At 57.1% G+C, this 26,831-nt stretch carries 28 protein-coding genes and 4 tRNA genes; 19 read left to right on the top strand and 13 right to left on the bottom strand.

Features of this window, described 5'->3' with window-relative positions:
• The first annotated feature begins 40 nt into the window (after positions 1 to 40).
• Positions 41 to 1,333: an MFS transporter gene (locus LYZ69_08590; protein MDV3278502.1), complete on the top strand. Its 1,293-nt coding sequence runs from the start codon at positions 41 to 43 to the stop codon at positions 1,331 to 1,333.
• Positions 1,334 to 1,390: 57 nt separating this feature from the next.
• Here LYZ69_08590 and LYZ69_08585 read toward each other — a convergent pair whose 3' ends face one another.
• From LYZ69_08585 to LYZ69_08570, 4 genes are all read right to left on the bottom strand, one after another.
• Entirely contained in the window at positions 1,391 to 2,053 is a 663-nt protein-coding gene (locus LYZ69_08585) for a hypothetical protein (GenBank protein MDV3278501.1), read from the bottom strand.
• A 13-nt stretch (positions 2,054 to 2,066) separates the two neighbouring features.
• Positions 2,067 to 2,954 carry a 7-cyano-7-deazaguanine synthase gene (locus LYZ69_08580; GenBank protein ID MDV3278500.1) on the bottom strand — a complete coding sequence of 296 codons (888 nt, stop codon included), beginning with the start codon at positions 2,952 to 2,954 and terminating at the stop codon, positions 2,067 to 2,069.
• Positions 2,944 to 3,432, bottom strand: coding sequence for a QueT transporter family protein (locus LYZ69_08575; GenBank protein ID MDV3278499.1), 489 nt, complete (start codon positions 3,430 to 3,432; stop codon positions 2,944 to 2,946). Before LYZ69_08575 ends, LYZ69_08580 begins: the two co-directional genes overlap by 11 nt.
• Positions 3,433 to 3,584: 152 nt before the next feature.
• A tRNA-Ala gene (locus LYZ69_08570) sits at positions 3,585 to 3,670 on the bottom strand.
• 68 nt (positions 3,671 to 3,738) lie between these two features.
• On the opposite strand from LYZ69_08570, the gene LYZ69_08565 reads away from it, so the two are divergent.
• The 5 genes from LYZ69_08565 (at position 3,739) to LYZ69_08545 (ending at position 8,192) form a co-directional block, all read left to right on the top strand.
• On the top strand, positions 3,739 to 4,068 hold the full coding sequence (locus LYZ69_08565) for a tRNA-binding protein (GenBank protein ID MDV3278498.1): 330 nt from the start codon (positions 3,739 to 3,741) through the stop codon (positions 4,066 to 4,068).
• A 48-nt stretch (positions 4,069 to 4,116) separates the two neighbouring features.
• A tRNA-Gly gene (locus tag LYZ69_08560) sits at positions 4,117 to 4,246 on the top strand.
• Between the two features lie 66 nt (positions 4,247 to 4,312).
• On the top strand, positions 4,313 to 5,503 hold the full coding sequence (locus LYZ69_08555) for a tyrosine-type recombinase/integrase (protein ID MDV3278497.1): 1,191 nt from the start codon (positions 4,313 to 4,315) through the stop codon (positions 5,501 to 5,503).
• A gap of 158 nt (positions 5,504 to 5,661) precedes the next feature.
• A complete protein-coding gene (locus LYZ69_08550) occupies positions 5,662 to 7,521 on the top strand; it encodes a hypothetical protein (GenBank protein MDV3278496.1) in 1,860 nt (619 codons plus the stop codon).
• Entirely contained in the window at positions 7,518 to 8,192 is a 675-nt protein-coding gene (locus tag LYZ69_08545; protein ID MDV3278495.1) for a hypothetical protein, read from the top strand. Before LYZ69_08550 ends, LYZ69_08545 begins: the two co-directional genes overlap by 4 nt.
• A 1,063-nt stretch (positions 8,193 to 9,255) precedes the next feature.
• On the opposite strand, the gene LYZ69_08540 is transcribed toward LYZ69_08545, so the two are convergent.
• A complete protein-coding gene (locus LYZ69_08540) occupies positions 9,256 to 9,666 on the bottom strand; it encodes a hypothetical protein (GenBank protein ID MDV3278494.1) in 411 nt (136 codons plus the stop codon).
• Positions 9,667 to 10,933: 1,267 nt separating this feature from the next.
• On the opposite strand from LYZ69_08540, the gene LYZ69_08535 reads away from it, so the two are divergent.
• Positions 10,934 to 11,239: a hypothetical protein gene (locus LYZ69_08535; protein MDV3278493.1), complete on the top strand. Its 306-nt coding sequence runs from the start codon at positions 10,934 to 10,936 to the stop codon at positions 11,237 to 11,239.
• Positions 11,240 to 11,279: 40 nt separating this feature from the next.
• On the opposite strand, the gene LYZ69_08530 is transcribed toward LYZ69_08535, so the two are convergent.
• Entirely contained in the window at positions 11,280 to 12,041 is a 762-nt protein-coding gene (locus LYZ69_08530; GenBank protein ID MDV3278492.1) for a DedA family protein, read from the bottom strand.
• Between the two features lie 131 nt (positions 12,042 to 12,172).
• On the opposite strand from LYZ69_08530, the gene LYZ69_08525 reads away from it, so the two are divergent.
• The gene (locus LYZ69_08525; protein ID MDV3278491.1) at positions 12,173 to 13,147 is read left to right on the top strand and encodes a DUF929 domain-containing protein; all 975 of its coding nucleotides are present in this window, start codon (positions 12,173 to 12,175) and stop codon (positions 13,145 to 13,147) included.
• Positions 13,148 to 13,437: 290 nt separating this feature from the next.
• On the opposite strand, the gene LYZ69_08520 is transcribed toward LYZ69_08525, so the two are convergent.
• Positions 13,438 to 14,496 (bottom strand): aminopeptidase, encoded by a 1,059-nt coding sequence (locus LYZ69_08520; protein ID MDV3278490.1) that lies wholly within the window; start codon positions 14,494 to 14,496, stop codon positions 13,438 to 13,440.
• A 73-nt stretch (positions 14,497 to 14,569) separates the two neighbouring features.
• Between LYZ69_08520 and LYZ69_08515 the strand changes: the two genes are divergently transcribed.
• On the top strand, positions 14,570 to 15,010 hold the full coding sequence (locus LYZ69_08515) for a hypothetical protein (GenBank protein ID MDV3278489.1): 441 nt from the start codon (positions 14,570 to 14,572) through the stop codon (positions 15,008 to 15,010).
• Here LYZ69_08515 and LYZ69_08510 read toward each other — a convergent pair whose 3' ends face one another.
• A complete protein-coding gene (locus tag LYZ69_08510; protein ID MDV3278488.1) occupies positions 15,011 to 15,358 on the bottom strand; it encodes a hypothetical protein in 348 nt (115 codons plus the stop codon). It abuts the gene before it with no gap.
• A gap of 65 nt (positions 15,359 to 15,423) precedes the next feature.
• A complete protein-coding gene (locus LYZ69_08505) occupies positions 15,424 to 15,759 on the bottom strand; it encodes a hypothetical protein (GenBank protein MDV3278487.1) in 336 nt (111 codons plus the stop codon).
• A gap of 90 nt (positions 15,760 to 15,849) precedes the next feature.
• On the opposite strand from LYZ69_08505, the gene cysS reads away from it, so the two are divergent.
• The 4 genes from cysS to LYZ69_08485 are packed head-to-tail and all read left to right on the top strand — an operon-like array spanning position 15,850 to position 18,839.
• Positions 15,850 to 16,983 (top strand): cysteine--tRNA ligase, encoded by a 1,134-nt coding sequence (cysS, locus tag LYZ69_08500; protein MDV3278486.1) that lies wholly within the window; start codon positions 15,850 to 15,852, stop codon positions 16,981 to 16,983.
• A complete protein-coding gene (locus LYZ69_08495) occupies positions 16,976 to 17,731 on the top strand; it encodes a hypothetical protein (GenBank protein MDV3278485.1) in 756 nt (251 codons plus the stop codon). The genes cysS and LYZ69_08495 overlap by 8 nt, the downstream gene beginning before the upstream one ends.
• A gap of 20 nt (positions 17,732 to 17,751) precedes the next feature.
• Complete coding sequence (locus tag LYZ69_08490) at positions 17,752 to 18,234, top strand: hypothetical protein (protein ID MDV3278484.1); 483 nt, start codon at positions 17,752 to 17,754, stop codon at positions 18,232 to 18,234.
• Positions 18,231 to 18,839, top strand: coding sequence for a sulfite oxidase-like oxidoreductase (locus tag LYZ69_08485; protein MDV3278483.1), 609 nt, complete (start codon positions 18,231 to 18,233; stop codon positions 18,837 to 18,839). The genes LYZ69_08490 and LYZ69_08485 overlap by 4 nt, the downstream gene beginning before the upstream one ends.
• Here the strand turns inward: LYZ69_08485 and LYZ69_08480 are convergent.
• Positions 18,836 to 20,107: a hydroxymethylglutaryl-CoA reductase, degradative gene (locus LYZ69_08480; GenBank protein MDV3278482.1), complete on the bottom strand. Its 1,272-nt coding sequence runs from the start codon at positions 20,105 to 20,107 to the stop codon at positions 18,836 to 18,838. The genes LYZ69_08485 and LYZ69_08480 overlap by 4 nt on opposite strands.
• A 242-nt stretch (positions 20,108 to 20,349) precedes the next feature.
• Here LYZ69_08480 and LYZ69_08475 point away from each other — a divergent pair.
• Together LYZ69_08475 and LYZ69_08470 are read left to right on the top strand one after the other, a co-directional pair.
• Positions 20,350 to 20,442 (top strand) — tRNA-OTHER (locus tag LYZ69_08475).
• 49 nt (positions 20,443 to 20,491) lie between these two features.
• Positions 20,492 to 21,352 carry a hypothetical protein gene (locus tag LYZ69_08470; GenBank protein MDV3278481.1) on the top strand — a complete coding sequence of 287 codons (861 nt, stop codon included), beginning with the start codon at positions 20,492 to 20,494 and terminating at the stop codon, positions 21,350 to 21,352.
• A 1,059-nt stretch (positions 21,353 to 22,411) separates the two neighbouring features.
• Here LYZ69_08470 and LYZ69_08465 read toward each other — a convergent pair.
• Complete coding sequence (locus LYZ69_08465; protein ID MDV3278480.1) at positions 22,412 to 23,317, bottom strand: M48 family metalloprotease; 906 nt, start codon at positions 23,315 to 23,317, stop codon at positions 22,412 to 22,414.
• A gap of 104 nt (positions 23,318 to 23,421) precedes the next feature.
• On the opposite strand from LYZ69_08465, the gene LYZ69_08460 reads away from it, so the two are divergent.
• Together LYZ69_08460 and LYZ69_08455 are read left to right on the top strand one after the other, a co-directional pair.
• Entirely contained in the window at positions 23,422 to 23,859 is a 438-nt protein-coding gene (locus tag LYZ69_08460) for an Hsp20/alpha crystallin family protein (protein ID MDV3278479.1), read from the top strand.
• On the top strand, positions 23,859 to 24,020 hold the full coding sequence (locus LYZ69_08455) for an Hsp20 family protein (GenBank protein ID MDV3278478.1): 162 nt from the start codon (positions 23,859 to 23,861) through the stop codon (positions 24,018 to 24,020). Before LYZ69_08460 ends, LYZ69_08455 begins: the two co-directional genes overlap by 1 nt.
• Here the strand turns inward: LYZ69_08455 and LYZ69_08450 are convergent, their stop codons facing one another.
• On the bottom strand, positions 24,021 to 24,485 hold the full coding sequence (locus LYZ69_08450; GenBank protein ID MDV3278477.1) for a CBS domain-containing protein: 465 nt from the start codon (positions 24,483 to 24,485) through the stop codon (positions 24,021 to 24,023). It abuts the gene before it with no gap.
• Between the two features lie 55 nt (positions 24,486 to 24,540).
• Between LYZ69_08450 and LYZ69_08445 the strand changes: the two genes are divergently transcribed.
• Positions 24,541 to 25,470: an ABC transporter ATP-binding protein gene (locus tag LYZ69_08445; GenBank protein ID MDV3278476.1), complete on the top strand. Its 930-nt coding sequence runs from the start codon at positions 24,541 to 24,543 to the stop codon at positions 25,468 to 25,470.
• Positions 25,467 to 26,573 (top strand): ABC transporter permease, encoded by a 1,107-nt coding sequence (locus LYZ69_08440; protein ID MDV3278475.1) that lies wholly within the window; start codon positions 25,467 to 25,469, stop codon positions 26,571 to 26,573. Before LYZ69_08445 ends, LYZ69_08440 begins: the two co-directional genes overlap by 4 nt.
• 1 nt (position 26,574) lies before the next feature.
• Here the strand turns inward: LYZ69_08440 and LYZ69_08435 are convergent.
• A tRNA-Ala gene (locus LYZ69_08435) sits at positions 26,575 to 26,666 on the bottom strand.
• Positions 26,667 to 26,831 lie beyond the last annotated feature (165 nt).

The following is a 26,831-nucleotide window of genomic DNA, read 5'->3' as shown; positions in this document are numbered from 1 at the left end:
GGACTGCTCCGAGCCTTGGAGTCGGGGGCAGAGACAGAATTTGGGCGCGCCGAAGACTACGAGGTCGGCAGACTGGGTCTACTCTGTGCTCCCGGTCTCTCTCGCAACCGGTCCATTGGGGACCTTAGTCCAGCTCTACCTCATCCAGCTCAGCGGTCACCCGCTCGGAACCATCTACGCGGGTCTCGCCGTGGCCCTCTTCAACGGAGTGAGCATCCCCGCCTCGATCTTCTGGGGAATCACAACCGACCGACTGCATGCGCGCAGAACCCTAGTCGTTCTCAGCTACTCCGTCATGTCCCTCGTGCTCTTCGCCTTCTACTATTCCAGTAGCACGCCTGGAACCCTCCTGGTCTATTCCGTCTTCTCCTTCATGTCTGCTGCCGCTGCGACCCCGCTGAACCTGCTGATCATGGAGACTGAACAGAAGGGCAGGTGGGCGGACACGTTTGCCAGGCTCTCGATGATGTCAAGCATAGGGAACGTGGGCGGACTCGTCCTCAGCACGTTCTGGGCGCAGACCCTCCCCCTTATCCTACTTGCGATACCTCTCGGCGTCTTTTCCTTGGCCTCCGCATCACTCGCCCTCGTCACGATACATGAGCCGGCCTTCACCTTCGAGCGGGAAACAATAGTCGGAAGGAAGTCCAGCTTCTTCGCAAGGCTCCTGAGCCTCCCACTGATGTTCCTCAACCTGCCGAGGGCATCAGACTTCCGCCGCGTCTTCAGAGGTCTCAGGTTCACAATCACCAGCTACATCCCTCTCTTCTACATCTCGACAGTCTGCTTCTACCTCTCGAGCGGGCTGTTCAACACTTCATTCGTCCCCGCCCTCTCAGCATTCTCGCTCTCCGCAGGCGTCGTCTTCGCAGTCATACTCGCTGGCTCGTTCATCCAGACGCTTTCGTTCAGATATGTCGGGAGGTACGCGGAGAGCCGGACTCTCAAGTCGACCTCCATCCAGGGTCTCCTCCTGAGGGGAGGAGGCTATGTCCTGCTCGGCGCCTCGGCGCTTCTCGCTGCGAGCCCATCGTTCATCATCCCAGTCCTCATACTCTATCCGATCTCGGCAGGGACTGCCTTCGCGGTATACTACACCTCATCCAACACGATGATGTTCAACACTGTGCAGACGAGGAGTCCGGGCGCTGCACTCGGCGTCTACAGTTCCGTGGTCGGGTTCGCCACCCTCGCAGGTTCCCTTGCCTCCAGTTTCATCTCCGTCTACCTGGGTTTCCACGTGACATTCGTCTTGGCCGGCCTGCTCGCCTTCCTCGCAGCCGCTGTCGTCGCCAAGCTGCCCTCCATCAACCAAGATCGTCCCCAGAGCTAGGACGGACCAGCGATCTGGGGATCTCGGAAATCCTGGAAGGAAGTGTACCCAGGGTAGTCACTCGGCGTAAACCGAGGGGTCGTTGACGCCCGCTTCTCTGAAGGCTACCTTCCTCCGTTTCTTGATGTCGTGCTCCCAGAGAAATGTAACCTCGTATCCTTTATCTCTAAAGACGGATTCTCTGAATGCGGGCAATGTCTTGTATCCCATTCGAACATTTGGGAAATGTATCGGGCAAGAGTGATAGTAACAGCCTAGAACTTCCAAGACTTTCCTCTTGGTCCTATGGACGAAGTCAGGAATCAAACCATCGATTACTAATCTTCCGTCACCAACGTATTCCCATTCGTCTCCCAGCATCTTTCCAACTTCTATCTCCAATCTGTTAGGCTTCCTCTTTGGAGCCTTCATACCCATCCTTGCAAGCTCCAAGAAAGATCCGTATTTCTCAAGGAAAGCCTCTCTCATCCTTTGAGCCCGCTCCTGGAGGTCGACGGATTCGTAGGAGAGCAGTCTGGCCATTTCCAGTTTCTTCAGCTCCTCAGGTCGCTGGAATCTCCTTCTTTGGGATTCGCTGCAATGCTTTCTAGTCTCCTCACTAATCGTTATCGCACCTGCACGTCTCAATTGCGCAGCCTTTTGCCCGCCCTTGCTGGCCATTTGGCGCAGGTGTTCAGACACTTTTGCTCTGTAATCCTCTCTCTGCCAACACTTCCTCATCGCTTCTTTTTGCTTAATCCTTCTCTCGTGATTCTGCCAAGTCTTCCTTACCTGTTCGCTTCTGGATATAGACTCCATTTGGTTTCTCGTATTCTACATCATGGATTGGGGGTCTCGAATATAAACTGGGATCGTGCACTCCGGACATCTTGAAAGCAAGTGCCCTTCTCTTGTCATTCGAGCAGATTCCACAGTGGACAGGCAGCGTCCTGCCGCCGATGGTCCTGAAGCTGTGCCCGGCATAGCAGCTGTAGGTGTACTCCCAGGGGACGCCGAGCTCTTGGCCCAGTTTGACCACCTTGTCCTTGTCGTACGTGATGAGCGGGGCCAACAGCCTGTAGCCGCCGTGGTGGGTGGCTTGCTCTGCGAGGCGGTTGATCTCCTGCATGAATTCCGGCGTATTGTCTTTCATGGCTACCGGGGTCTCCCTCCTGATGCCGATGAAGACATCGTACCGCTCGCCCTCGGAGATGTAGAACGACTCGGCGTGTGAAAGGCCAACCAGTAGCAGGATGGCGTTCCTGCAGGGGTCCCACCATTTCAAGATCCTGCTTCTCGCCTTCGCCGAGTCCCAAAGGTCCTCCTCCTTGGTCTCTGTGATCTCCTTCTGCGGATGAGTGAGGACAGATGTGCTTATGTCGCCGAGCCAATCGAGATTTATTATTTTGAGAGGGATACCGAGTTCCTGGGAGATCCTCTTGATGCAGAACTCTTCATACCTGTAGGTCCTCTGCTTGTAGTTGCAGAAAATCAGGAGCTGCTTCTTCGGCTTCAGGACCTTACTGACGTAGTATGTTGTTGTGACCGAGTCGACTCCGCCGGATATGCAGCTGATTGCGTTCCTTGTCTCGTCCGAGCTCTGCCTGTCCACGACGAGACCCAGACTCAACTCAGTCGGCAAACCTCCTCTGCAGTATTCCGAGTTTCTTGACCGCCCCGTAGAGCAAGTAGCCCAGGACTGTTGTCGCCAGAAATATCCCTGTCGTCACCAACGGGATTTCGACGAGCACCGGCAGGTTGAAGGCGTAGCTCAGGGCGAAGCTTACGGAAACTCCCAGGGCCAAGGAGTAAAGTGTCAGGCCAAGGAAAACGCTCACATGTCTCAGCCTCCAGAGGAGCCATGAGAATACGAAGGTGGGGACGACGTTGATCAGGTCTATGGGCCCGAGCTGGTCTCCGAGAGAAGGTTGGTTGGCTATCAGGACCCCTATCGTCTGTCCCAATATTGCTGGCCAACCCACAAGGGGAACTAGGCCGATGAGGATGTTGGCCACGCGCAGGTTGATTACACCGTAACTGATTGGGCTGAAGGCAAGGACAAGCGCGACGTACATCGCTGCGTACACAGACGCAGTCGCAACCACTACGCTCCTTCTCACTATCTATCCTCCGACTCCGGGGTTTGTTAGGCGGAACGGGTGGAGGTACCACTCAACCCGCCGACACGAGCTGGCATATCTGGTATTTATACTGACAGGGCGGAGAAATCGATAGGAATCGATTCCGTACGCGACAGGATGTGAATCTATAATGGACCGGGGGGGACTCGAACCCCCGACCTGTCCCAATTTGGAATCTTTGCCAAGGGACTATCCTACCAGACTAGACGACCGGCCCTACGATTCACGCCGCGCCCGCCGCTCTCTTTAAGCCTTATTTGCAGACGGGGGTTGTTGATGTCCGCGATGTCGATCAGCATCGATGAATTCGGGAAGTTGGAGATGAAGGTGGGGAAGATAGTGTCCGTTGAGGACATCCCGCAAGCGAGGAAGCCGATGTACAAGCTAGTCATCGACTTCGGGGACGGGGTGACCAAACAGTGCGTCGGCGGCATAAAGCAGTTCTACACGAAGGAGCAGCTGCTGGGCCGGCGCGTCGTCGCCGTCGTCAACCTCCAGCCGAAGTCTGTTGCAGGGGTGATCTCGGAGTGTATGATGCTTGCAGCGTTCAACGACAGCGAGGTCTCCCTCCTGTCCCCTGACAAGGAGGTGCCACTCGGCACCAAGGTTGGCTGAGAGAACCCCACAAGCTTTTATCCCCGCCAGTCTCGCGACGTGATTGGCGCGGTCGTCGTCTAGATCTTGCAACGAGGAAAACCTGGTCCAGGACATCAAGCCCGCGAGGGTGTGTAGGCCTGCCACGCTGGTAATCTGAACAAGACCAGAAACCCGGGTTCAAATCCCGGCGACCGCACCCTAACCCATGCGTTCAAATCGCAGACTCCTTTCTCCGTTAAAAAGCCCCTCATACCAGTATCACATGAACAGGTCAGAGGACGAAGTATACAACTACCAGTACAGCCTCGCTAATGCCGAGAAGCTTCTGTGCGAATCGAGCGTAATCTCGACCCAGGATAAGGAACTAATCAGGAACTTCGTCCAGCATCTTAGAGCGCATGGTGTATCGACTGGCAGGCTAGCCAAGTACCTCTTCCATCTCAAGAAGGCGATGGAGCACCTTGGAGCGCAGACCAAGGACGCAAAACGAGAGCATATTGAGGGGCTAGTCGTATGGTTGCAGCGCGATTCAGGCTATACCGCCCACACAATCTCCGATTACATATTCGCCATCAAGAGGTTCTTCAAGTTCGTTCGGTACGGCAACATAGACAAAGAGACACCATACCCAGAGGAGGTAAGGTGGCTCAAGACCGCGATCAAGCCCAACGAGAGGAAGGAGCCTCAATTCCTGACCAGCCAGGAGGTCGAATCGATGATAAGGTCAGCGACAAGTCCGAGGGACAAGGCGATGCTATCGGTCGGGTTCGAGGCCGGGTTGAGGGCTACCGAGCTGTTGACACTCAACGTCGGAAGCGTCTCATTCGACGACAGAGGAGTAAGGCTCCACGTGGAGAGAGGGAAGACGGGCTCAAGAGTGGTAAGGCTGATTAGCTCCGTGAAGCTGTTATCTCAACACTTGGAGACCCACCCCTTCAGGAACGACCCCGACGCACCGCTCTGGCTGACGGAGAGCACCAACTACATGAACCGCCGCCTAAGCTGGGTCAGGTGGAATAGGAGGCTCAAGCAGATAGCGAAGGAGGTGGGGATCAAGAAGAGAGTCTTCAACCACATGCTGAGGCACGGCTCGGCCACGAGGAACGCCAAGTTCCTCACCGACTCGGAGCTGAAGGTGATGTACGGATGGTCGATGAGCAGCAAGATGCCAGCGGTGTACGTCCATCTCTCCGGGAAGGACTTGGACGACAAGCTCACGGCCCTGTACTCGGGGACGAAGATTGAGCAGCCAAAGCCGGAGTTTGCCCCCGTAATCTGTCCCAGATGCTCCGAGAAGGCATCCCCCGGGATGCTCTACTGCCCAAAATGTGCCAGCCCCCTCGACCCGAAGGAGAGGAGCAGGGCAACGATTGAGGACGAGAGCGTGAGGAGCGAGGTCAAAGAACTCAGGAAGATTGTCGAGAGGTACCTAGCAGGCCCTCAAGCTTCCTGAGCACCCTACCCATCCGTTCAAGGTCTTCTTTCTTCACCCTTACGTACCCTTCATCGTCGCTTTCTGTCATGCAGGAGAAGTCTGGCCTGCTATAAAAGACGGGTCGAGCCATCCGATTCTGCTTACCCCCGTTAAATAGCCCCGTCTCCTTGTCCCGCATGGAATTCGACATCTTCGGTAGGAAGAAGCGGAAGAGGCAGGAAGAAGAGGAGCAGAGGCGATGGCAGGAGCACTGGGAGCAGGAAAGGAAGAGGAAGGAACAGGAAGACAGGCGCTGGAAGGAGCTCGAACAAAAGTACGGAGTTGACAGGGAGGAGCTTGAGTACCAGTTCGGGAGGTCACTCACCTACCGGAGGAGCGGCGACGGCCCGCAGAAGCTCACTCCTGGTCACATAGGGATAGTCAGGGTCATCGCAAAGAACACGGGCAGCGACGCAGCGACCGAGCCGTATCGCGACGACGAGTTTCGGTTCCTCTGGATAGACCTCGACGAGACGTTCAAGGGCAAGCCCAACAGGAACGTCTTCACGAGCGGCGCTTCCGGAGAGGGAAAGACCACGCTCAACAAGCTGCTCCTAAGCGTGGTGGACGGGGTCAAGGTGATCTTCTCGTTCAAGGTGAACGACGAATATCTCAGGGCCGGATACCCAGTCGCAGACGTAAGCAGACTCGGCCCTGACCCGTTCCAAGACGTAGACGCGTTCGTCAGCGCCTTCGCGATAGCCTTCCCCATCACCACCATAGGGATAACCGCCAGCCAGATTCCGTCTCTGGTCAGGGAGCTAGGCTATGGATGCGCGTCGTGGAAGGAGTTCAACCGCAGGCTTGAGCGCAGGATAAATGAGGCGAAGGACAAGGTCCAACTCTCCGCCCTCTGCTTCATCCAGCAGCAGCTGAAGTCCCTACAGCACGGAGCTGATGGAGACGCAAGCGTCATCCGACAATTGATTCACAACGGCACGAGCCTAGTCCTGGACTTCTCGAAGCTCTCCGACTCCGCCAAGGTGTTCTTCGCAGAACTCATGCTCAGGCAGATATGGAACGAGATACCAGACAACAAGCCGATAATCTGCGTCGATGAGGCTCACAGGCTGACGAGAGGGACGTTCGAGAAGTACCACTCAATCCTGTACGAGATGGCGAAGGAAATCAGGTCTAGAGGCTCCTTGTGGACGTCAACCCAGAACTACACGGACATAGAGGACGACGTGAGGAACCAGTTCGCGACACAGTTCTTCTTCGGCACCTCGTCGAAGGCAGACATCGAGGCGTTGAGGGCGATAGACCCGATGCTCGCCTGGTCGGTCACGGTCCTCAAACCGCACCAGTTCTTGGACGCGAAATCGGAGGAGGTTCACGCCAGGATACGGGTTCTCACGTTCAGCCCGGAGGGAATAACGAAGGAGCAAGCTCCAGTGTCTGTCGAGGAGTACCTTTCGAGCACTCCCGCAGGAGCGACCGCACCAAGAATCGACTACGAGGCGACGGTCAGGGACAAGCTCAGGGACGAACCGGTCTGGGTCTCCGGTCTGGCAGGCTACTTCAGCGACAGATACGGAGTCGCCAAGGACGAGGCGAAGCTGAAGGTCAGGGACATCCTTGAGAAGCTGGTCAACGGTGACGAGGTTCAGCGGATGAAGTATGACGCCGAGTCGGGCGAGACCATCGTCCTGTACTTCCCGAAGAGCGAGGACGAGAAGGTCAGCAACCTTCACCGCTACATGCAAGAGCAGCTGGTCAAGGGACTCGACAATAGCGAAGGCATCGTCCACGTAGCGGAGCGAGGCGAGGCGCTGCCCGACGTTGAAACCGGGAGCGCATACTTCGAGGTCGAGACAGGGCTGAAGAAGAGGACGGACGACTTGGAGGAACGCATCTCGAAATTCACAGCCAAGCCGTTCATCATCCTCGTTCCAAATTCCGAGATAGCAAAGAACGGGAGGTACACCGCCTTGATTAGCGAGAGGGTGACTGTGACCACACTCGCAGAGTTCCTCAACGGGGCCGAGAAGCCATGAGCGACGGTGATGCGAATCTGGACGGAAGAGATGAGCTAACGGAAGCCTACCGAAGAACACTCAGGCACTGCATCGATGAACTCTCCCACAGGATGGCGGAGGACTTGATACATGAATACGTCTCGTGGGGGCACGACGTACACGAATACCAAGGCAGTGAGCAGCACAAATGGGACGTCGAGTACGCCAAGCGCCTGATGATCGACCTCCAAGCAGACGAGATAGCGGAGTGCGCTTTGGGAGGCCTGCCTCTCTTCGGCACGGTGGAGAGGTATCACAAGGTCGAAGCCGTCAAGAAGGAGATTGAAAAGACAGAGGAGGAATTCTACTCATCGGTCATGGCGAACCAGCTCTCCAAGCACCTGGAGCAGCCGGCCAAGTTCGAGGCCACCCAAACCGATTCGAGAGCCAGAGTGGAGGAAATCTACAACGAGGTTCTCAAGAGGCTCTGGGCGCATGATGCAGAAGAATACCTTCTGGAGCTCAGGACGCTGGCCACGATCTACAGGTACATCGGAGATGCCGAGGACATCAGCCTGCCAGCGAAGGAGTTCATCCTGACCGCCGTGGCAGCCCTGCTAGCGACGGAGAACAAGGCGTTCGGGCGCGCAGCGCACGAGCTGGTCAGGGACGCGACGGAAGAGGTCAACCGGAGATACAGAAGGCGTTAGGGCGCGCCTGGTGGACTAGACCACCAAGGGAATGGCTCGCCCGCACCAACCGACGCCCTTCAGGCTCATCCTTCGCTTCGAGCAAAATTCACCCCCTCGCTTCGCGAGCCGTGTCCGTCGCTCCGCTCCTCACGGCCTTCCGCTCACTCCGTTCGCTCCCTCCCCCCTCTTTTGCCCTCGCTCGGATTTCGCCTTCACCCCTTCGGGGCTCACTCGCTCCGCTCGTGGGGGTGTCGGTTGGTATGTGCTCGCCAGAGGGGGGAGGGAAAAGGGGAAGAATTGAGCTATTCTGATGGAAAGAAGCTCCTTCGGAGATACACCCCATCGAGGGGTGTGCAAGAGGTATGCTGGAGTCGCAGCTAGCTTTAGCAATTGTGTCGCATGACTGTCTAGAGATGCCTCAGTGTCTTCCGTGCTTCGTATAATGAAATCCCAAGTGCCGCAACATTAACTATGATCGCAAAGAAATAGACAGAACTAATCGTCGCGGGCATGAGAAACGGGAGCAGAATGAAGAGTGTGACGCCAAAGAAAGCCACATGCGTTGTCTGCATGGGAACGGAAATTCGTCTTATCCTGATGACATTTTCCCAGCACCATCTTGTCGATGATATATCCTTTCTGCTCCTCTCGGAGATTCGAAAATTAGTGATGAACTTGGATTCGAAGGGGAGGGGGCTCGACGGTTACCGAACTGAAAATGGTGCTAGAATTAGTACTATAATGATCCGGCTCATGCCCACATGGGATTGAATCCGATATCTTACTTGGTAGGCATCCATTTGTCTGCCCATGATTATGCATGGCCAGAGGTAGCAATCACCGTAGATACTTTCTTGCCATATGAGTGGAATACAAGGTTCAGACGAGTACGATTACTACATCACCAACGACGGGCTCGGAATTTCTCGTGTAGTGACTGGTGCCGCGATGTCAAATTTCGGTCCATCTCGGGGACCCAAATATCTAGGCGGAGGACCGAATCGCCGAGGCATCCCAAAAGCTATACGGGTTGTTCATGGCGCAAGAGTTCGATGAAAGGGGTTTCACACAGACGGCGATCTTACCGTGAGATGCTCGTTGTTGAAAGAGCCTTCTTTCTTGCTACCCAAAGGAAGAATACTGCTGGAATGAGGGAAAAAACGAACAAGCCGTCGAGGAGGAGAGGAGCTGATTCTGCAAACAGTATGGCGGCGCTTATGAGCAGAAAAACCGGTCTAGTCCTGAGAACCCCCAAGATGCCCAGTATTGCTCCGACAGAGATTCCGCCTTGAATTAGCGTCAGTCCCGATACCGCCTGGGCGACTGTCTCAGACCTCGCTCCAGCCGAAGAACATGCCCCGCCTGGCGAGACGGTAACGACAGCACCGCTCGCTCCCCAATAAATACATGGATTAATCAGGTCCAGAATCACACTCGCGAGAGTTATAGCAACAATAAAGAATATGGGCAGAATCACAGCGAGAGAAAGCAAGATGAGGGTTCTTCTACGCGACGGTCCTCGCGAAATGATCACCTACTTTAGACGCGTGCTTCACGTAAAGTAGCAACTCTCGCCAACTCCACTCACGATCGTTCCGCTATAACTCCAATAGCACACTAGCGTTATGACATTGCCACTCACGGAGATGTCCTCGCTATTGTAGAGTGTATGTTGATAAGTGTTCGACAACCAGTGAAAATCGCCGTGGGCAGCCGCATGTGCGGGATTGCCTACAAAAGTTACACTGTCGATGATGGTGGCTGTATTGACCCAACCATCAGGGAAGACATACGGCGATTCGACATACTGGGAGATGCAGATATTAGAACCACATATAGAAATGGTTGCGGTTCCTGTCTCTTGCGTCAGGTGTAAGCCGATGGGATCCACCATATACACTTGATTGTTCGTAGGATCACCTGGTGTATAGGTATGAGTGACTATTGACTTCGAAGAGACACGAAGGTTGCAATCACTGTCGGTTAGGAAACCGATGTTTTTCGTTTCGCTGACCCTTGACACTGTGCCCGCCCTTGACACCGTAATTCCACTAACGCTTCCGAAATGACAGCCAACATTGCCCGCTGCGGCGCCGCTGCTATTCGGATCGCGAGTCCCATGCGCAACAACCTGCCCAACTTGCAACGAGTCCCAATCCAGAGGTGCGTCTGCGGTAGCTATGCGATGCGGAATCGCTGAGAAAAGAAGTATTCCCATCAGGAGGAAAGTCGCAAACTTGATTGCGCGCATACGTAACACCAAACTACGTTTGGCGATTATATAAATGTTTTAGATTATTTCGATGCGAATTCGAAAATTGACTCCGCACTGTCCGATTCCGAAATCATGCACGAAACTCGAATCCAAAGCGGTTTGGACAAAAGGTTACTTGAAGAGAGTCAGACCATCTCCTGACCCGGCAACATAATAGCAATCTTCGCGCATCTTTCCCTCGGCTATGGTGAGGTAATTCGAATTGGCTGAATACAAGAGGGAAATAAGCTGACTCAGCCAGTCTGGTTGTCGAGCGAATCCGTCAAGCATAAACTTTTGACGCTAGGGTTCGCCTACATTGACCCCATCCCTTCCGGTTCGAACATTTGACTCACTAACCCGCCCGCAATGGTCACAGATTTGGACCCGAAGGTTCTTAATCCCGGCGACCGCACCTTCAATCCGTAGCTGGGTTGGCCCTCAGGTTTTCAGCTATGACAATCGCAATCGCCTTTAATTACCATAGAGAGAGACCAGCTTCGAGATGGCCCTGCTTCCTCCGCAGTACGACGCATATTCCTCCATAATCACGATCGCTCTCCTCCTTGTCGACGGCCTAATCATCGGTGTCGCAGCCAAGCGAGGCGTGGTGTCCGCCGTGCTGCTAGCAGTTGGCCTGCTGCTGGCGGGGTTCGCAGGTCTGGCGCTCCCGTTCTCGATTTCGTCGGGCGATATCATAACACACCTGACGAACATCTTCACCTCCCAGATTAGACACATCGGCGGGGCGTTCTCGGCCTTCCCGATATCCTGGCTCATTGGATTCGCCCTGGGAATCTGGAAGGGCTAGTCTCCGCTCCCGCCCACCCCTGTGTCAACTCCGTTGAGGTCTATCCCGCCTGTTTCCATCTCATGAAGTACGCGAAGTAGACCATGTAGAACGCGGAGGCTAGGGCCACAGCCAGAACGATCGCTGTCGTAAGGAGCGCCGACGACGAGCCAATCACCTGATTCCAGAGCTGGCCTGCCGCATATCCAGCATAGATCAGGACGGCCGACCACCCAAAGCACCCTATGATCGTCATCATCGCAAACGTCGACAGCCTCATCCTGAAGAGTCCGGCAGGGAAGGAGATGATCGACCTGAGAAGCGGGACGAATCGCGCAACAAGGACGGTCCACGCGCCACGCCCTCCGAACCACTTCTCAGCCCTCTGGAGCGCCTCGGAGCGGATGCCGAACTTCAGGAGGAACCTGTCGACGACTGCCCTCCCCAACAGGAGTGCGATGTAGTAGTCAATCAAAGCACCGACCAGGCCCGCAGCTACGCTCACTGCCAGAGCGAGCTCGAAGTTCATCACCCCGAGGTAGACGAGGTATCCCGCGAAGGGCAGGACGACCTCGCTCGGAATCGGGAGCGAGGCGCTCTCGAGAGTCATCAGGGCGAAGAGACTGACGTACCCGAGGTCCCTCATCAATGCGATTAGAGACGCTGAAGAGAATATCGAGGAAGACGACGTTCCCAGGACCCAGGTCTCGAACGGCAGCTCAACCGCCTCTGACAGTTCTATCAGGCTCAGGCAGAACGCGAACAGGGCGATGACAAGGAGGTATTTGTTAAGAGGCAAGACGGTTCTTCGGGACTTGCTCACGTCCAAGGACGGTCGGCAGCCAGTCGTCCGCGTTTTAAACAAGATGCAGGTCACCCGCCTCTTCCTTTGCCCACCCGAGGTCTTGGAAAGAGTTAATCTCATGCCGCCTGGGGCCTAGAGATAGGACTGACATGCGGGCTAGGATAAAGAAGCGCGAGCGCAACAGGAGGCTGCTGATTGTCTCGGCGCTTGTGGCCGTTATCGCCGTTGTGATTGTCGGGGCCTACGCCCTCTCGACTCTTCAGACTCCTGGGTCGAATCTCCAACAGTTCGTCGGTACTCCCGTCTCCTCGACAGTGTACCATGCAATGTACGCGGCCGCTCAGACCTCCTATGGCAACTCCAACTCCTCGCTTCTCTCGCAGCCGAAGTCGTTCTCAGGCCAGCCCTTCACCGCCGGCGGTAAGCCTATTGTCGTCTACATTGGGGCGGATTATTGCCCATACTGCGCCTTCCAACGCTGGGCGATAATCGTCGCGCTGATGCGATTCGGGAACTTCACCGACCTCCACTATATGGTGTCTGCGCCCAGTCCCGAAGTCTTTCCGAACTCGCCCACCTTCACCTTCTACCAGTCGACGTACTCCAGCAAGTACATCGTCTTCCAGGGTTACGAGCAGCAAGACGGGAATGGGACCCCGCTTCAGACAGTCCCGAACAACTACACAGCCGTCTTCTCGCAGTTCGGCTCTTCGTACCCTTTCCTTGACATCGGCAACAAGTACATCGTCAGCGACGCCTTCGAGTACCCCACTCTGCTCGGCGGGAAGAATTGGACTCAGATTGCACAGCTGCTCGGGGGTAGCAACCAATTGTCCAACGAGGTGATAGACTCGGCCAACATGATAACGGCGGCCATCTGCAAGCTCACCGGCGGCACCCCCATCTCGGTCTGCGGCAACTCGAACATCTCCGCGATGACAGTCGGACTCGTCGCGTACCGTCAGCCTTCGAGCACGAGTTTGGCCACGGGCACGACGAGCGCTATCCCCAACACATGGGCGAGGGTGCAGTATGGACAGATGGCGTGGAGGACGAACAGCTCTGTGAAGATGAGGTATCCAGCGAACACCGCCCCGACTGCCCACAACGGTATCAACGCGTAGTTGAGAATCGGTCTGTTGAGGGCGATCACAACCAGGACGACAGCGAACCATGCCGCCCCCAATATCGAAACGGGCACACCCGCGAACCTGCTGTAAACACTTGTGGTTAGGGTTGCGCAGTTGATGATGTCTCCAGACGGACAGTAAAGCGGCACCTGCGGATAGAATGAGTCGACCGTCAGGTAGAGGCCGTCTACGAGCCCAGCCAAAGCCAATATGAGCCCGATGCCCCTCCAGCGACTCAACTACAGCCAGCGCCTCAGGAGGCGTATTTGAGCGCGACGTTCCTGCTAATTCAGTTTGCCTTCAGTAATCAGCATCTTCCCGTCCGACGCTAGGTTCCCTCTCCTGATTGCGGCAGTGAACCCGAAGCCGCCGATGGTGATCGCACCTCTGACAAATGCGTCACGGCCGAACCCATACCTCATGGCCGGGTTGAGCCCCACGTTCAGCGAAGTGAGCCTCCTCTTCTCCGGGGGAAGCGGCTTCAGGAACGCGCCGAGCTTGTCCTTGTCCTTGCCCTCCCAGCTGGTCAAGACGCCCCCGCTGAACGTCAGCATCGCGCCGTCGACAACGCCGTACCTCGTGAGGGACGCCGATATCTTCACTGTCCCAGCGGCGGAGGTCGGCTCGACCTGTTTGGACACGAGGCCGGGCGGCACGTACGTCATGCCGTTCCCGCCGGTCACGTCGTTCGCATCCACTACTCCGTCTTCCACGCCGAGCTCTCCCTTGAACACGAATCGTACATTGGTCCCAGGCGACTCCAGGCTGCCCTGTGTACCGTCCCCAAGATGCGGCACCAGCCTGGCCGCGGCCTCGGAGATGTCGCCGAAGTCCACCAATGCAGCCTTCAACTGGGCTGTGACGATCTTGTCCACGCTCTTCCCGACAATCCTTGCCATGTCGGGCCCGGCGTAACCGAATGTCATACGGGCGCCTCTCAACTTCGCCTTCTCAGCAGCTTCGTACCAAGACGAGTTGTACCTCGTCGAGTCCGCGAGCTCCTCGGGCTTCAGCGTCTTGGAGAAGGCCCAGAGCGGAGGGCCTGGCACGAAGATGTACGCGTCCGTCGCAGCGAGAAGGCCGAGTTCGTGCCTCCCCATGATTCCCAAAGCGTCTTTCGGGGCTCTCTTCACTCCTTCGACGTACGCCTTCTCATCCTCCAGGAGAAGGATGGCAGTGCAGCCCATCGCCCTTGCCTCCGCCAGGACGTGCCTTGCGAAGCCCAAACCGTTGTTCCACGCTTCAACCGTGACCGTCTCCCCCTTCTTCACATGCACGGTCTCTGTGAGCACTTTGCGGGCCACACGTCCGTAGAGCCGGTCGAGCGAACTTTGAGGTGCCATCCTTCAGCTCCTCAACAGCTTGCTATTTAATCGGGGCAGAAACGTTAAAGGCTCTGGAGGCGGCCAAGAACACATGAAAGTCGGGGAGGTCGTTGCGGCTGTCTTCTCCGAGCCTCAGCGGTGCTACGGCCACTGCGAGCAACCGGCGACCTTCAGGCTCTTGGAGTCCGACGACGTCGCCATCGCATGCTACGCTTGCCCGGGCGGCTACGTGTCGAAGGTGATGGTGTACGGCCGAAGCCCAACACTAGAGAGGCTCAGATCATTCCTCCTCGGAGCCTTGGGCGAGGGGGCCGACGTGAGCGATGACGACCTGCGCGTGGCCACCAGGCACCCCTGGGACCTCAAGGCCTCTGGGGAAGACATCACCGCATCCTATTGGACGCAGAACTACCGCAGGACGAAGAGCGAAGACCCAGACAGGAGAGCCCTCTTCATCTGCTCTCGATGCGGATCTCTTTTCCGTCGCTCTCTTTCGGCGGCCGAGTCTCTCTGTCAGAATTGTGCCGGTTGACTACGGGACCACATTCGGTGCCTTCTGGCTCCTGAAGAGCTCGCTTCCCAGCAGGTTCTCAACAGCCTTCCTAGTGAAGGCGACTCCTTCTGGGTAACCCGTCAGCACGTGTTTGATCTCTCCATCCTCGAACTCGACGAACACCTGCGGTATCAGGTAATCCGGTGACCAGTCGCCGTACTTCTTTACAAGCTCGTCTGCGGCCTTCTCTTCTTCGGTGTCGATGTCGTAAAGAAGGCAAGGGACCCCAAGCTCTGCCGCAGCCTTCTTGACCGGTTCGACTGTCGTAGGTACGCAGTGGGGGCACCAGTTCGCATAGACAACATGTATGGCCCTGATGCGGTTCATGTTCGTAGACCTCCGCGAAAGGATGCTAGTTAATTAATTCCGCCGCTTTCACAGCGGGGGCCGAGTCAGTAGACGTACGCCTCCATGCCTCCCTTGGTGATATCCCGCAGCAACCCCGAGAGGTCCGCAACCCTGCTCACTTCCTTCGAGGTGATGAGTCGTCCGGGTGATACCTTCGCGCCAGCCGACCTCTTGTATATCATGACTGTATATCTGCCACCGAACCTAGTGACGAAGCAGTAGCACCTCTCCTTACCATACCTGCCGACCACCCTGATGCCGGCGTCCGAGTCCATGACTCGGGCCTCCCTCATCAGAGAGCGGAAGGAGGCCACGCGCTTCTCGTAGAACATAACGTAAGCCACGGGCTCGGGCGTCCTCTTCAAAAACCCTAATACCAACTGGCGAGGCGCGCCACAGACTGCGTCTAAATGGCTCGCGTTCTGAAGGTCTTCAACACCTTGACTCAGCGGAAGGAACCCTTCCGCAGCTTGAAGCGGGGTCGTGTCAGCATGTTCGTCTGCGGACCGACGGTCCAGTCGTTGATGCACCTGGGCCACGCAAGAACCTACATCTTCTATGACGTTGTGGCGAGGTACCTGGCTTGGCTTGGATACGACGTCGAATACCTGATGAACATCACGGACGTTGACGAGCGGATTACCCAGGAAGCCAAGAAGTCCGGAACCAGCCCAGGCGAGCTTGCGGGTCGCTTCTCCAAGCTCTTCCTCGAGGACATGGCTGCGCTCAACATCACGTCCGTAAGGCGGTTCGAGCCCGTCTCAAGTCATGTGGACGAGATGATCGAGCAGGTCGAAACCCTGCTGAAGAAAGGCCACGCATACATCGTCGGCGGCTGGGTCTACTTCGACGCCTCGACATTCCCCTCGTTCGGGAAGCTCTCGCACCAGTCAAAGAAGGAGCTGTCCCTGAGGCCGCTCGAGCTGTCGCTGCAGAAGAGGAACCTGCTCGACTTCGCGCTCTGGCGTCCAGAGACGCTGGTGGAGGGTATGTGGAAGAGCCCTTGGGGCATCGGGTCGCCAGGGTGGCACATCCAGGATACGGCCCTGACGATCTCACTCTTGGGCCCTCGGTATGACATCCACGGGGGCGCTTACGAGCTGATCTATCCGCACCACGAGGCCGAGATTGCTCAGGCTGAATCGCTGACAGGTCAGACGCCGGTGGTGAAGTACTGGATCCACACTCGCTTGGTAAACATGAGAGGCGAGAAGATGTCGAAATCCTTAGGAAACGTCTTCGCAGCAAGGGATGCCCTAAAGCACTACTCGGCAGACGAGCTGAGGTTGTTCTTCCTCTCCACTCACTACAGGACGGACATGGACCTTGACGGGTTGGAGAAGGCCGTTGCGCGGTTCAGGAGGCTCAGGGAGACAGCAAGGAGCCTAGCGCCGTCGACCGGGGTGAAGGAAGTCAAGGGAGCGATACTGCCTGCGTCCTTCATTTCGGCCATGAACGACGACTTCGACACCCTGGGGGCTATCGATGCCATCGAGACCTTTCTCAGGCGGGCTGCCACGAAGCATCATCCTCGCGAGCGGGCCACTGACTTGGCCTCTGCTGTCACAGCCATGAACTTACTCGGGGTCGACCTGAATGGCTGAACCAAGTAGGAGGGCGCTCGAGCTCAACGAGCTGACATGGTGGTCGGGCTGGGCCAGCCTGACATGGCTCGACAGGAACACCTACGTCTTCACGTCCTCGGAGTTCAACGAGCCCTTCTTCAACAGAGCAGGCTTCCTTGAGTGCAGGGGAATCCGACGTTCGCTGGCTGAAGTGGAGAGAAGGTTCCAGTCCGTCCGTGTCGACCCGACAGTGCTGGCCTACGACTCGTGCGCGTCGGCCACGGCTGCGCTGACTGACTCGGGCTACACCTTGGTCGACAAGATGGCGGTCCTGCGGCTGATTACGCCGAAATTCCGCACCAACGGAGCCCTTCGAGTCGAGAGTGTCAAGTCTGGCAGCCGCGAAGGGTGGTCGAGGGCTTACCTTCTCTCATTCTACGGCGGGACCGGGTTGCTGTCCGCAGTCAGTAGGGTCGTCTCGCGGCTCCTGAGGAAAAGGGGAGTGACACTGCTGGAAGGAAGGATCGGTGGGGAGGTCGCGGGCGTCCTCGCCATCCAGCGCAGCTCCCAGCTCGCTGGCGTCTACTGCGTGGGAACAATCCCGCGTTTCAGGAAGACCGGCGTCTCTGGCACACTGATCAGTGAGGCCTACCGAATTGCGTCCGCTGGGAGGCGCAGGCTCATCCTGCAGACGCTCGAGTCAGACGGAGCCGAGGGCTTCTACGTGGCGGGGGGGTTCAAGAGGCTCTACGCAAAGAACGTGATGGCGAGAAAGCTAAAATCATGAACTCCTCGCACAGCCAGCCGTTGGAGCTAGGCGTCTCCATAGAAAGGAGCGCAGATCCTGGGTCGCTCCCCTTCACCGAAGTCTTCAGAGGGTTCGAGGGCGTAGCGGCGGTAAGGTCGATATTCGGACAACAAACAGACGACATACTGTCTGCCCTTGAAGTCGAAATCATGGAGACACGCGGTTACCTCAGGATCAACGCAGAGAAGGGGTCAGTCATAGTCAACTCAAAGTATCTGAGGGAAGGCCACGAGAGACACCTCTACCTCGACGTCATCCACGAGCTGGTGCACATACGACAGCACAGGGAGGGAAAGCAGCTCTGGGACGACCGTTACAAGTATGTCGACAGGCCGACGGAGATTGAGGCTTACGGGGTTGCTGTGGCGGAGGCGCGGAGGATAGGACTGACAGACGCCGAGCTCGTGGAGTACCTCGAGGTAGAATGGGTCCCGGACGAAGACTTCGCGAGGTTCCTCGCAACTTTGGGTGTCAGGGGATGACGGCAGAGGCACAGCTCCCCCCAGGGCAGGTGTGGGGAAAAAAGTTCGTCATCTACGCCGCCCTCGGGATACCGAGGGTCGCAGCTGGCGACTGGAAGCTCAAGGTGGACGGAATGGTGAGGCAGCCGCTGGAGTACACCTACGCCCAACTGACATCAGGCGAGCTCTTCCACTACACCAGGTCGTTCCACTGCGTTACCTCTTGGTCAATCAAAGACGTCGAATGGGACGGAGTCCAAATCCGGAAGCTGGTCGAACCTGCGGGCGTCGACCCAGAGGCCAGGTGGGTGATGTTCCACTGCGTCGACGGCTACACCGCGCCGGTCCCGGCGGAAGACGCCCTGCACGAGGACTCGATAGTGGCGCTCAGGCTGAACGGGAAGCAGCTCAGCGCCGAACAAGGCTTCCCCGTCCGACCGTTCATGCCCCACCTGTACGCGTGGAAGAGCGCGAAGTGGCTGAACAGGATCGAGTTCGTCCGGGACTACTCTGACGGCTACTGGGAGATGTTCGGATATCACGAGAGGGCGAACGCATGGGAGGAGGAGCGCTTCAAAGGCCACGTGGGCAAGCACTCAAAGAAGACTGCCTACGGGACTGCCTAGCTGCCCTTCTGCAGCTCGGCGAGAATTTCTTTGGCCCTGTCCATCCTGATCTTTCTCTCCTGCACCATCCTATCTGCCACAAGGTCAACCATCTTGCCCGTAGCCCCGGCGGCCACGGCAATATTCCTGCTGTGAAGTCGCATGTGTCCGCGCTGTATCCCCTCTGTTGCAAGCGCTCTTAGAGCGGCGAAGTTCTGCGCGAGCCCGACCGCGCCAATCACTTCAGCCAGCTCGGTAGCAGTCTTCACGCCAAGGATTTTGATTGCGGCCCTTGCAGCTGGATGTGTCTTCGACGCCCCTCCGACGAGGCCCACGGCCATCGGCATCTCGAGCGTTCCTACCAGGTCTCCGTCTGTGTTCTTCTCCCACGTCGTGAGGGGTTTGTATGCGCCCCTTCTCGATGCGTAGGTGTGGGCGCCGGCCTCGAGGGCCCTGATGTCCTGGCCGCACGCTATCGCGACTGCGATGACCCCGTTCATTATCCCCTTGTTGTGCGTGGCGCACCTGTAGGGGTCTGCCTCGGCGAACGCGTACGCGTAGACTATTCCGTCCGCAGCCTCCTCTCCACCTATGGCCTCCTTGTCGAAGACGGCTGCGGCCCTCACCAACCTCCTGTCAGCGAGGTTCGAGATTATCCTCAGGAAGACCCTGCCGCCCGTGATCTCCTCAATCATCGGCGCGACTGCCTCTGCCATAGTGTTGACGGCGTTGGCGCCCATCGCGTCTCCGGTGTTCACTATCAGCTCGGCTATGACCATCTGTCCCTTCATCGACGGCACAACCTTGACCGCAAGGTCCTTGGCACCTCCGCCCAGCGAGACGAGGAGCGGGTCCTGTTCGTTCGCCTTCTTCAGTATCTCTTCCCTCTTACTGAGCACCCTCATCTTGGCTCCGTTCGGGTCCTCGACGTTGACCACCTGAATCTGGCCAATCATCACAGGCCCCGTGTTGGTGACTGTGAACCCGCCCTTCACCCTCGCCATCTTGGCTGCGTTGCTCGCGGCAGCGACGACGGATGGCTCTTCAAGCGCCATCGGGACAAGGTAGTCCTTGTCGTTTATCCTGAAGTTCACGGCGATACCCATCGGGAATGTGATTCCGCCCACCACGTTCTCTATCATCCTGTCAGCCACTTCCATGGGCAGGCCTCCGGTGTTTGCCAAAGACTTCGCCTCTTCCTCGCTCAGCCCTGTCGCTTTCTTCACGAGGTTCAACCTCTCCTCGGGGGACATCTTGTAGAATCCAGGGATCTCCGAGCTTCCTTCCATCTTCTCTAGGTTTGCGAGGCCTGCTCTTGGTTATTTAATCCAAGCGACGGACGCGCACTCGACTGTCGGCAATGGTCGAACAATCTGTGCAGCAGTTGACAATTATCGGCGGTGTGGGCAGGCCAGTGGCCTACGTCATCCGCAGGGACATCTTGGAGGCCTCTGCGAAGGTGCAGGACGAGTCTCTGGTTGAATGACACGCCTCTAAGCATAAAAGCGGGTCGGGAAGCGGTGCGAACGTTGGGCCGGTCGTCTAGCTCGGTTTAGGACGTCTCCTCTGGCGTTAGGCTCTGACACGGCGAAGGTCGGGAGTTCGAATCTCCCCCGGCCCACCACTGAATCCGGCTCGTTGTTGCTTATACACTCCTTTCTGCTGCAGTAATGATGTCGAGAAGGCTGAAGTGGCGACCGCCACGGGCATTTGACGGTTCAGACCATCTTTGGCCAGTGGCTCATCTTCAGGCTCTCTCGTATGTAGTGGGGGTTCTGCTAAAGGGTGATGGCTCGGTCTACTTCACCAGTCAAGAGGTGCTTAGAGGGGGCATTCTTGTCAGAGTCCCCGTCCCTCGAATCGAACTCAAGAACAAATCGACAGGATTTCTCGGAAAGTTCGATGAGGAGTGCGCGAAGGTCCTGCGGAGGAGAAGGGTCAGAATATCGCGACCCAACAGTGAAGGGCACATGATGGTGAGATATCGTGCAAAGGACTTCGTTTTGTGGTGGCAGAGGCGTAACCTGTCGAACTTGAAAGGGCTAATCGAAGCCTTCCCGATCGCGTACCTTCGTGGGCGGTTTGACAGCGATGGCAGTGTTGGAAAATACAGAGTGGACTTGGTTGGCATCGAGCCTCATCGCAAACTAATGAATTTCGAGCGACTTCTATGCAGAAGGCTTGGAATGCGAGTGAGCAGGATTCGATCCTATGGGAAAGTCGGCGAAGTGACTTTCGCAGGCTCAAAAGAGATTGTGAGTAGGCAACCGAAAATCAGATTCTCTGTCAATACACGCGACTTTGCCAAGACAGTCGGGAATCTGAACGTGGAGTGGAAGCAGGCGATTCTTGACGGAGCTGCTTATCGAAGACAATGGACCCCATGGCCGTGGCAGCTCAGAGCTCGAGCAGAGGGGCTTTGGGCTGGCGGCATGAGTTGCAAGCAGGTGAGTGACCAGCTCTCCAGAGAATTCCTGACCAGAGTGCCGTATGATACGGTCTATGCTTGGATGAGAAAGGGGGCGAAGACATAGGACGAGCATTCTAGGAATTCAATCCCGTGAACAGGTCCCAGGTTCAAATCCTGGCCGGCCCACTGATTCTGCTCCATTATCAGGGTGGTAGGCTGCCGTGCTTCACAGGACGGTGGCGTGGTTGCAACTTGTGGCCAAACCCATAACCTGAAATGCATTGGTCGATAAGGAAGCAAACTGGAGATTAGAGGAGTACAATGAGGACACGGATACTCACTGGAAAGGTGTGTCTCTATGTGGGAGTCCTGCTCACGGGATTCGGTTTGCTTGTTTCTGCATCCACTGTCTGGACGATTTCATTCACCCAGAGTCTATGCGTAGGTGGTTCGAGTCCACAACCCAATCAAGGCTGCGGATATGTACCAGAGTTGGTAATGTTCAACTGGGGTCCGAACAACCAATACCCGATTCTTCTTTTCGGTATCTACTTGATTTGGATTGGAAACATCACAATGGTCCTTCGATGGATTGGCGTTAGGAGAAAGTGGTTGTCAGAGGAACCACCCAAGTGAACCAGACCGATGAACCACCCTCATAGTGAAGCAGTATCGGCCCACTTCTGCCAACCCTTAATACCAGCGAGCAAGCCGTGCGCAGAGGCGACTGAAACACGAACCGCGGCCTGCTCACCTTCGCGCTTCTCCTGGTCCTGCTCGGCGTCAGCGCCGGTTACTACCCCATCGCCATCTTGGGCGTGCTGTTTCTGATTCCAGCGCTCCTCGCACCTTCAAAGCCTCGGGCAGCCCGCCCTCAACCAGGGCCTCAGCAGCAGAGGCGCGAAATGCCCAGTAGAACCATGCGCGCGCCTAGCCCCCCCACTCCGGAGCAACCAATGCCAGCTTCGCAGCCAATCCAACCACCCCAGTCGATCTATGCTCAGCCAGGTACGCCTATGACTGTCGCCAGCCCCGCACTCTTCCCTACAACCATGTTCCCCTCCTTCTTGCAACCTGCGTCGGCGCCGCAACAGGTGGCCCAAGCAAAGCCCGAAGGGCAAGAGTCCAGGGAAGAGCTTGTGGAGATAGTTGCGGCTCTGGCCTTTCTGAGATTCCTCTCGAGTCAGGGGACGTAGAGGTTCATTTCGCGCGCGACCTTCTTGAGCCGCTCTACCCTATGAGGCAGCGAGGGGTGCGTGGAGAACAGCTCCATCATCGTGCCCCCCCTGAACGGATTCACTATCCAAAGAGAACCAGTGGCCGGAGACGGGTTCTGTGCGCCGGGCCTTGTGAACGACCTCACGTGAACCATGTTCGAGATCTTGGTGAGGGCGCTGATCAGCGCTCCTGGCTCCCTGGTGAGCTTAGCCCCGTACTCATCTGCGGTATATTCGTCGTTCCTGCTGATCCCGAGCTGGACGAACGAGGCTCCCAACGGAATAAGGATTGCAGCTATGAGAAGGAAGATGGGGGAACCGCCGTTTCTGCTCCTACTGTTGCCTCCTCCGAACCAGACTGACCACATGGCGAGGGTGCCGATGTAGGAGATCGCGCCCGCCATGGTCGCTGCTATGCTGGACATCAGGACGTCTCTGTGGACCACATGCCCGATCTCATGGCCGATCACAGCCTCCAGCTCGGCTGGGGTGAGCGCCTGGAGGATGCTTGAGGTGGCGCAGACAACCGCCTTGTCCGGGCCCCTACCCGTCGCGAACGCGTTAGGCTGCGGCGAGTCGACGACCCCCACCTTTGGCATCGGAATCCCCGCCTTCTGCGTCACGTTTCTCACCGCCCTGAAGAGGGCGGGGCTGTCGCTCTCCTGGATAATCTTCGCCCTACTTATCTTGACCACAATCGAGTCGCTGTAGTAGTACGAGATGAAGTTGAAGACTGCCGCAAGGATCAGGCCTAGCAGCATGAAGGTCAGCGGGTCTCCGAAGTAGAGCCCCACTACGTAACCAAGCGCCATCAGCAGAGCTGTGAGGACGGCGAAAAGTATCGTTATCTTCGCGTAGATAGAAGCGGACATGCGCCTTGCAAAAAAATCCGGCCCCTCCCATGCGTAAATACTTTGCGTGCTGACGGTAGGGAAAGAATAAATTCCTCCGAGCCGTTTTCGCTCTTCGACCTATAATGTCAGAAGACGATGAGAACGACGACTGGCGCATGAAGAAGAGACGAGGCTTCCCATTCGGCCCGTGGCCGTTCGCGGACATTGACGAGATGATGAAGGAGATGGAGCGCGCCTTCTCTGAGCAGTTCAAGGAGCTCGAGAAGGAGCTCCCCAAGAACCTGGTCAGGGAGAAGAGGCTGCCCGACGGCAGCACGAGCAAGGAAATCGGTCCCATTGTATACGGCTACTCGGTGACCCTAGGACCTGACGGCAAGCCAGTCGTCAGGGAGTTCGGAAACGTGAGGAGGGGAGAGGGGACGCCCTTCAAGGAGATACAGGACAAGAGAGAACCCCTGGTCGACGTCGTCAGCTCCGACAAAGAAGTGAGGGTGATAGCGGAGCTTCCAGGGGTCGGGAAGGAGGACGTAAGGTCACAGTCAACGAGAAGTCGCTCGTAATCTCGGTCGACACCGAGAGCAGGAAGTACCACAAGGAGTTGGACCTCCCCGGAGTCGTCGACCCGCACGGTGCGAAGTCAACCTACAACAACGGCGTGCTGGAGGTCACGCTGCCCCTGAAGTCGAAAGGCGGCAGCGGCGTCAGTCTCAGGGTCGACTAGTCACTGATACGGGCCGCCAGCGGGTCCTTCCTTGGCCCTTGCTATCGCGTTCAGCGCGGCCTCCTCGTAGCCGTGCTTCCTTGCGAGCACCTTGGCTAGGTCGATGGCGGTGACGATCCCTGTCAACCCACCGTCCCGTCCAATTACAACTAGCCTCCTGATCCCGTACTCCTCCATCAACTTGGCCGCCTCCGTCATCGTCGCTTCCGGGTTGACTGTGATCAAGGGCGTAGACATTATGTCCCTAACTAAGGTCTTCGAAGCGTCCAAGACGTCCGCCATCACCTTGCCCACGAGGTCACGCTCGGTGACTATGCCGATAGCAGCCTTTCCTTGCACTACGACTGCGCAGCCCACACCCCTCTTTGTCATCGCCTTTGCGCATTCCTTCGCGGTCGTGTTCATCTCGACCGCGAGCACTTTGCTCTCCATTATCTCGGCGACCTTCGGTTCTTCCTCTTCCATAGTCACGATTCCGAATCACAGGCTAAATATATCAATCGGGAGGCGGCAACGGAGTATGGCAGAGCCGGCCGTCACCGTACAGAACCTCGTGAAGCGTTACGGTGATACAGTTGCGGTGGACGGCGTATCCTTTGAGGTGCAGAGAGGGGAGATCTTCGCGCTGCTCGGCCCCAACGGCGCAGGGAAGACAACAACAGTCGAGGTACTGGAGTGCATCAGGCCCCTCACCGCGGGCAGGGTGAGAGTCCTCGGCCACGACATCTCTGACGGGAGCGGGGTGCAGGCGCTGAAGAGTCGGATGGGCGTCCTGCCGCAGGACTTTCGTACGCTCGACAGGCTGACGGTCAGGGAGAACCTGGAGTTCTTCGCTGGGATGTACAGAAAGCACGCCGAGATCGACAACCTCCTCGAACTCCTTGAGATCAAGGACAAGGCGAAGGTGAGGTTCGGGAACCTCTCGGGAGGCTTGAAGCAGAGGGTCGGCGTGGCCGCGGCTCTGGTCAACGACCCGGAGCTCATCTTCCTCGACGAACCCACGACAGGTCTCGACCCCGAAGTCAGGAGGGCGACTTGGAAGGTTATCGAGGACCTGAAGGCGAAGGGGAAGACCATAATCCTGACGACGCACTACATGGAGGAAGCAGAGAACCTCGCGGACAGAATCGGAATCATGGTAAAGGGGAAGATCGCAGGGCTCGACACTCCCTCCAACCTCGTCAAGACCTACAGCGGGGGCAAGTCCGTCGTCTTCAGGAACGGCGGCGAGGCGACCTTCGGCACGCTTCGCAGATTCTTCGACACAGTCTCCATGGAGGGCTCGGATGTCATCCTGCCCATAGAGGAGAGCAGAGACATCCAGGTCGCGCTCACCGCGCTGATGGACAGGGGTCTTCAGGTGGACATGGCGCTGAAGTCAGGGACGATTGAGGATGTCTTCCTCAAGCTGTCCGGTTTCAGGATGACGGAGACAGGCGAGGCCAAATGAGGGTAACGGCAGTCTTCAAGGCGGTCACGAGAAACTGGCTCAGAAGCAGGAGCGGATTGTTCTTCAGCTTTCTCTTCCCCATCATATTCTTGCTGCTCTTCGGGAGCATCTTCGGAACAGCGAGCAAGCCGATTCCACTGACTGTGCAGAACAACGACGCGAGCAACGGTGGCAAGTCCCTCTCCCAGACCTTCATCGCAACCCTCAATTCGACGAAAGCCATTATTGTGTCTGAGCAGCCTCAGTCTGTCAACGTCACTGCGTACATTCAGAACCAGGCTGGGACCTTCGGCGGGAATCCACGTTTGCTGGTGATTCCACAGGGCTTCGCTGCCAACATAACCAGGGGACTCCCATCGAGACTGACGTACATCTTCTCGCCCGCCGACCCGCTCGGCGCGCAGGCGGGAGGGGTCGTCTCCAGCGTTGCAAACGCCTTCAGCCTCAACGCCACTGGGACGCACTTGCTGATAGGGCTCTCGTATACCCCGTCTTCCGTCAGGCCCCTGACGTTCATCGACTACTACATGCCGGGGCTGATAGCTGCCTTCATGATGACCAACGGCGTGATAGGCCTGACGAACGTCGCGACTGAGTTCAGGAGGACTGGGCTCACCAAGAGGCTCTCGGCCACGCCCCTGACCAAGCTCGAGTGGATGGTCGGCAACGTTCTCAGCCAGACGCTGCTGGCCCTGCTCCTTGCCGCCGTGATGATTATCCTCGCGGAGGCGGCTTACCACACCACTGTCACGATCGACGTTTATTCGATTGTCACGCTTGTCGTTGGCGCAGTGCTCTTCTCTGGGATTGGTATGACACTGGCAGGGTTCGTGCGTGACCCCGAGGCGGCATCAGGGCTTGGAAACGCGATAGCCTTCCCCATGATGTTCCTATCAGGAACGTTCTGGACTCTCGACGTCATGCCTTCGTACCTACAGGCCGTAGCCAAGGTCCTTCCTCTCACGTATTTCTCGAACGGGCTCAGGGACTCGATGATTCTCAACAACCCGTCTGCTGTTCTTGTCAACGTGGGGGTCTCGACTGCTTTCGCCGTGGCATTCATCGCCATCGGGGCTTGGGCCACGCGCTGGAAGGAAGCGTAGGTGGACCGGGGGGGAATTGAACCCCCGACCTTGGGACCCAGCAGGGTTCTCCCGCGTGCAAGGCGGGCGTTCGTACCGCTGAACTACCGGCCCACGAGCGAGGCAGTCCCACTTCACTTCTTATCCTCTTCCTCCTGAAAAGGAATTATAGCCTCACGGAATCGAACGCGGCTGCGGGCCGGTAGCTCAGAGTCGAAAGACGAGCAGCTTGGCTAGAGCACCCGACTGATAATCGGGAGGCCAAGGGTTCGAATCCCT

The sequence above is a fragment of the Nitrososphaerales archaeon genome (assembly GCA_032906765.1).
GTDB lineage: Archaea > Thermoproteota > Nitrososphaeria > Nitrososphaerales > Gagatemarchaeaceae > DASPPF01.
The sequence above is the reverse complement of the archived record's forward strand: the minus strand, read 5'-3'. Positions and strand labels throughout refer to the sequence as shown.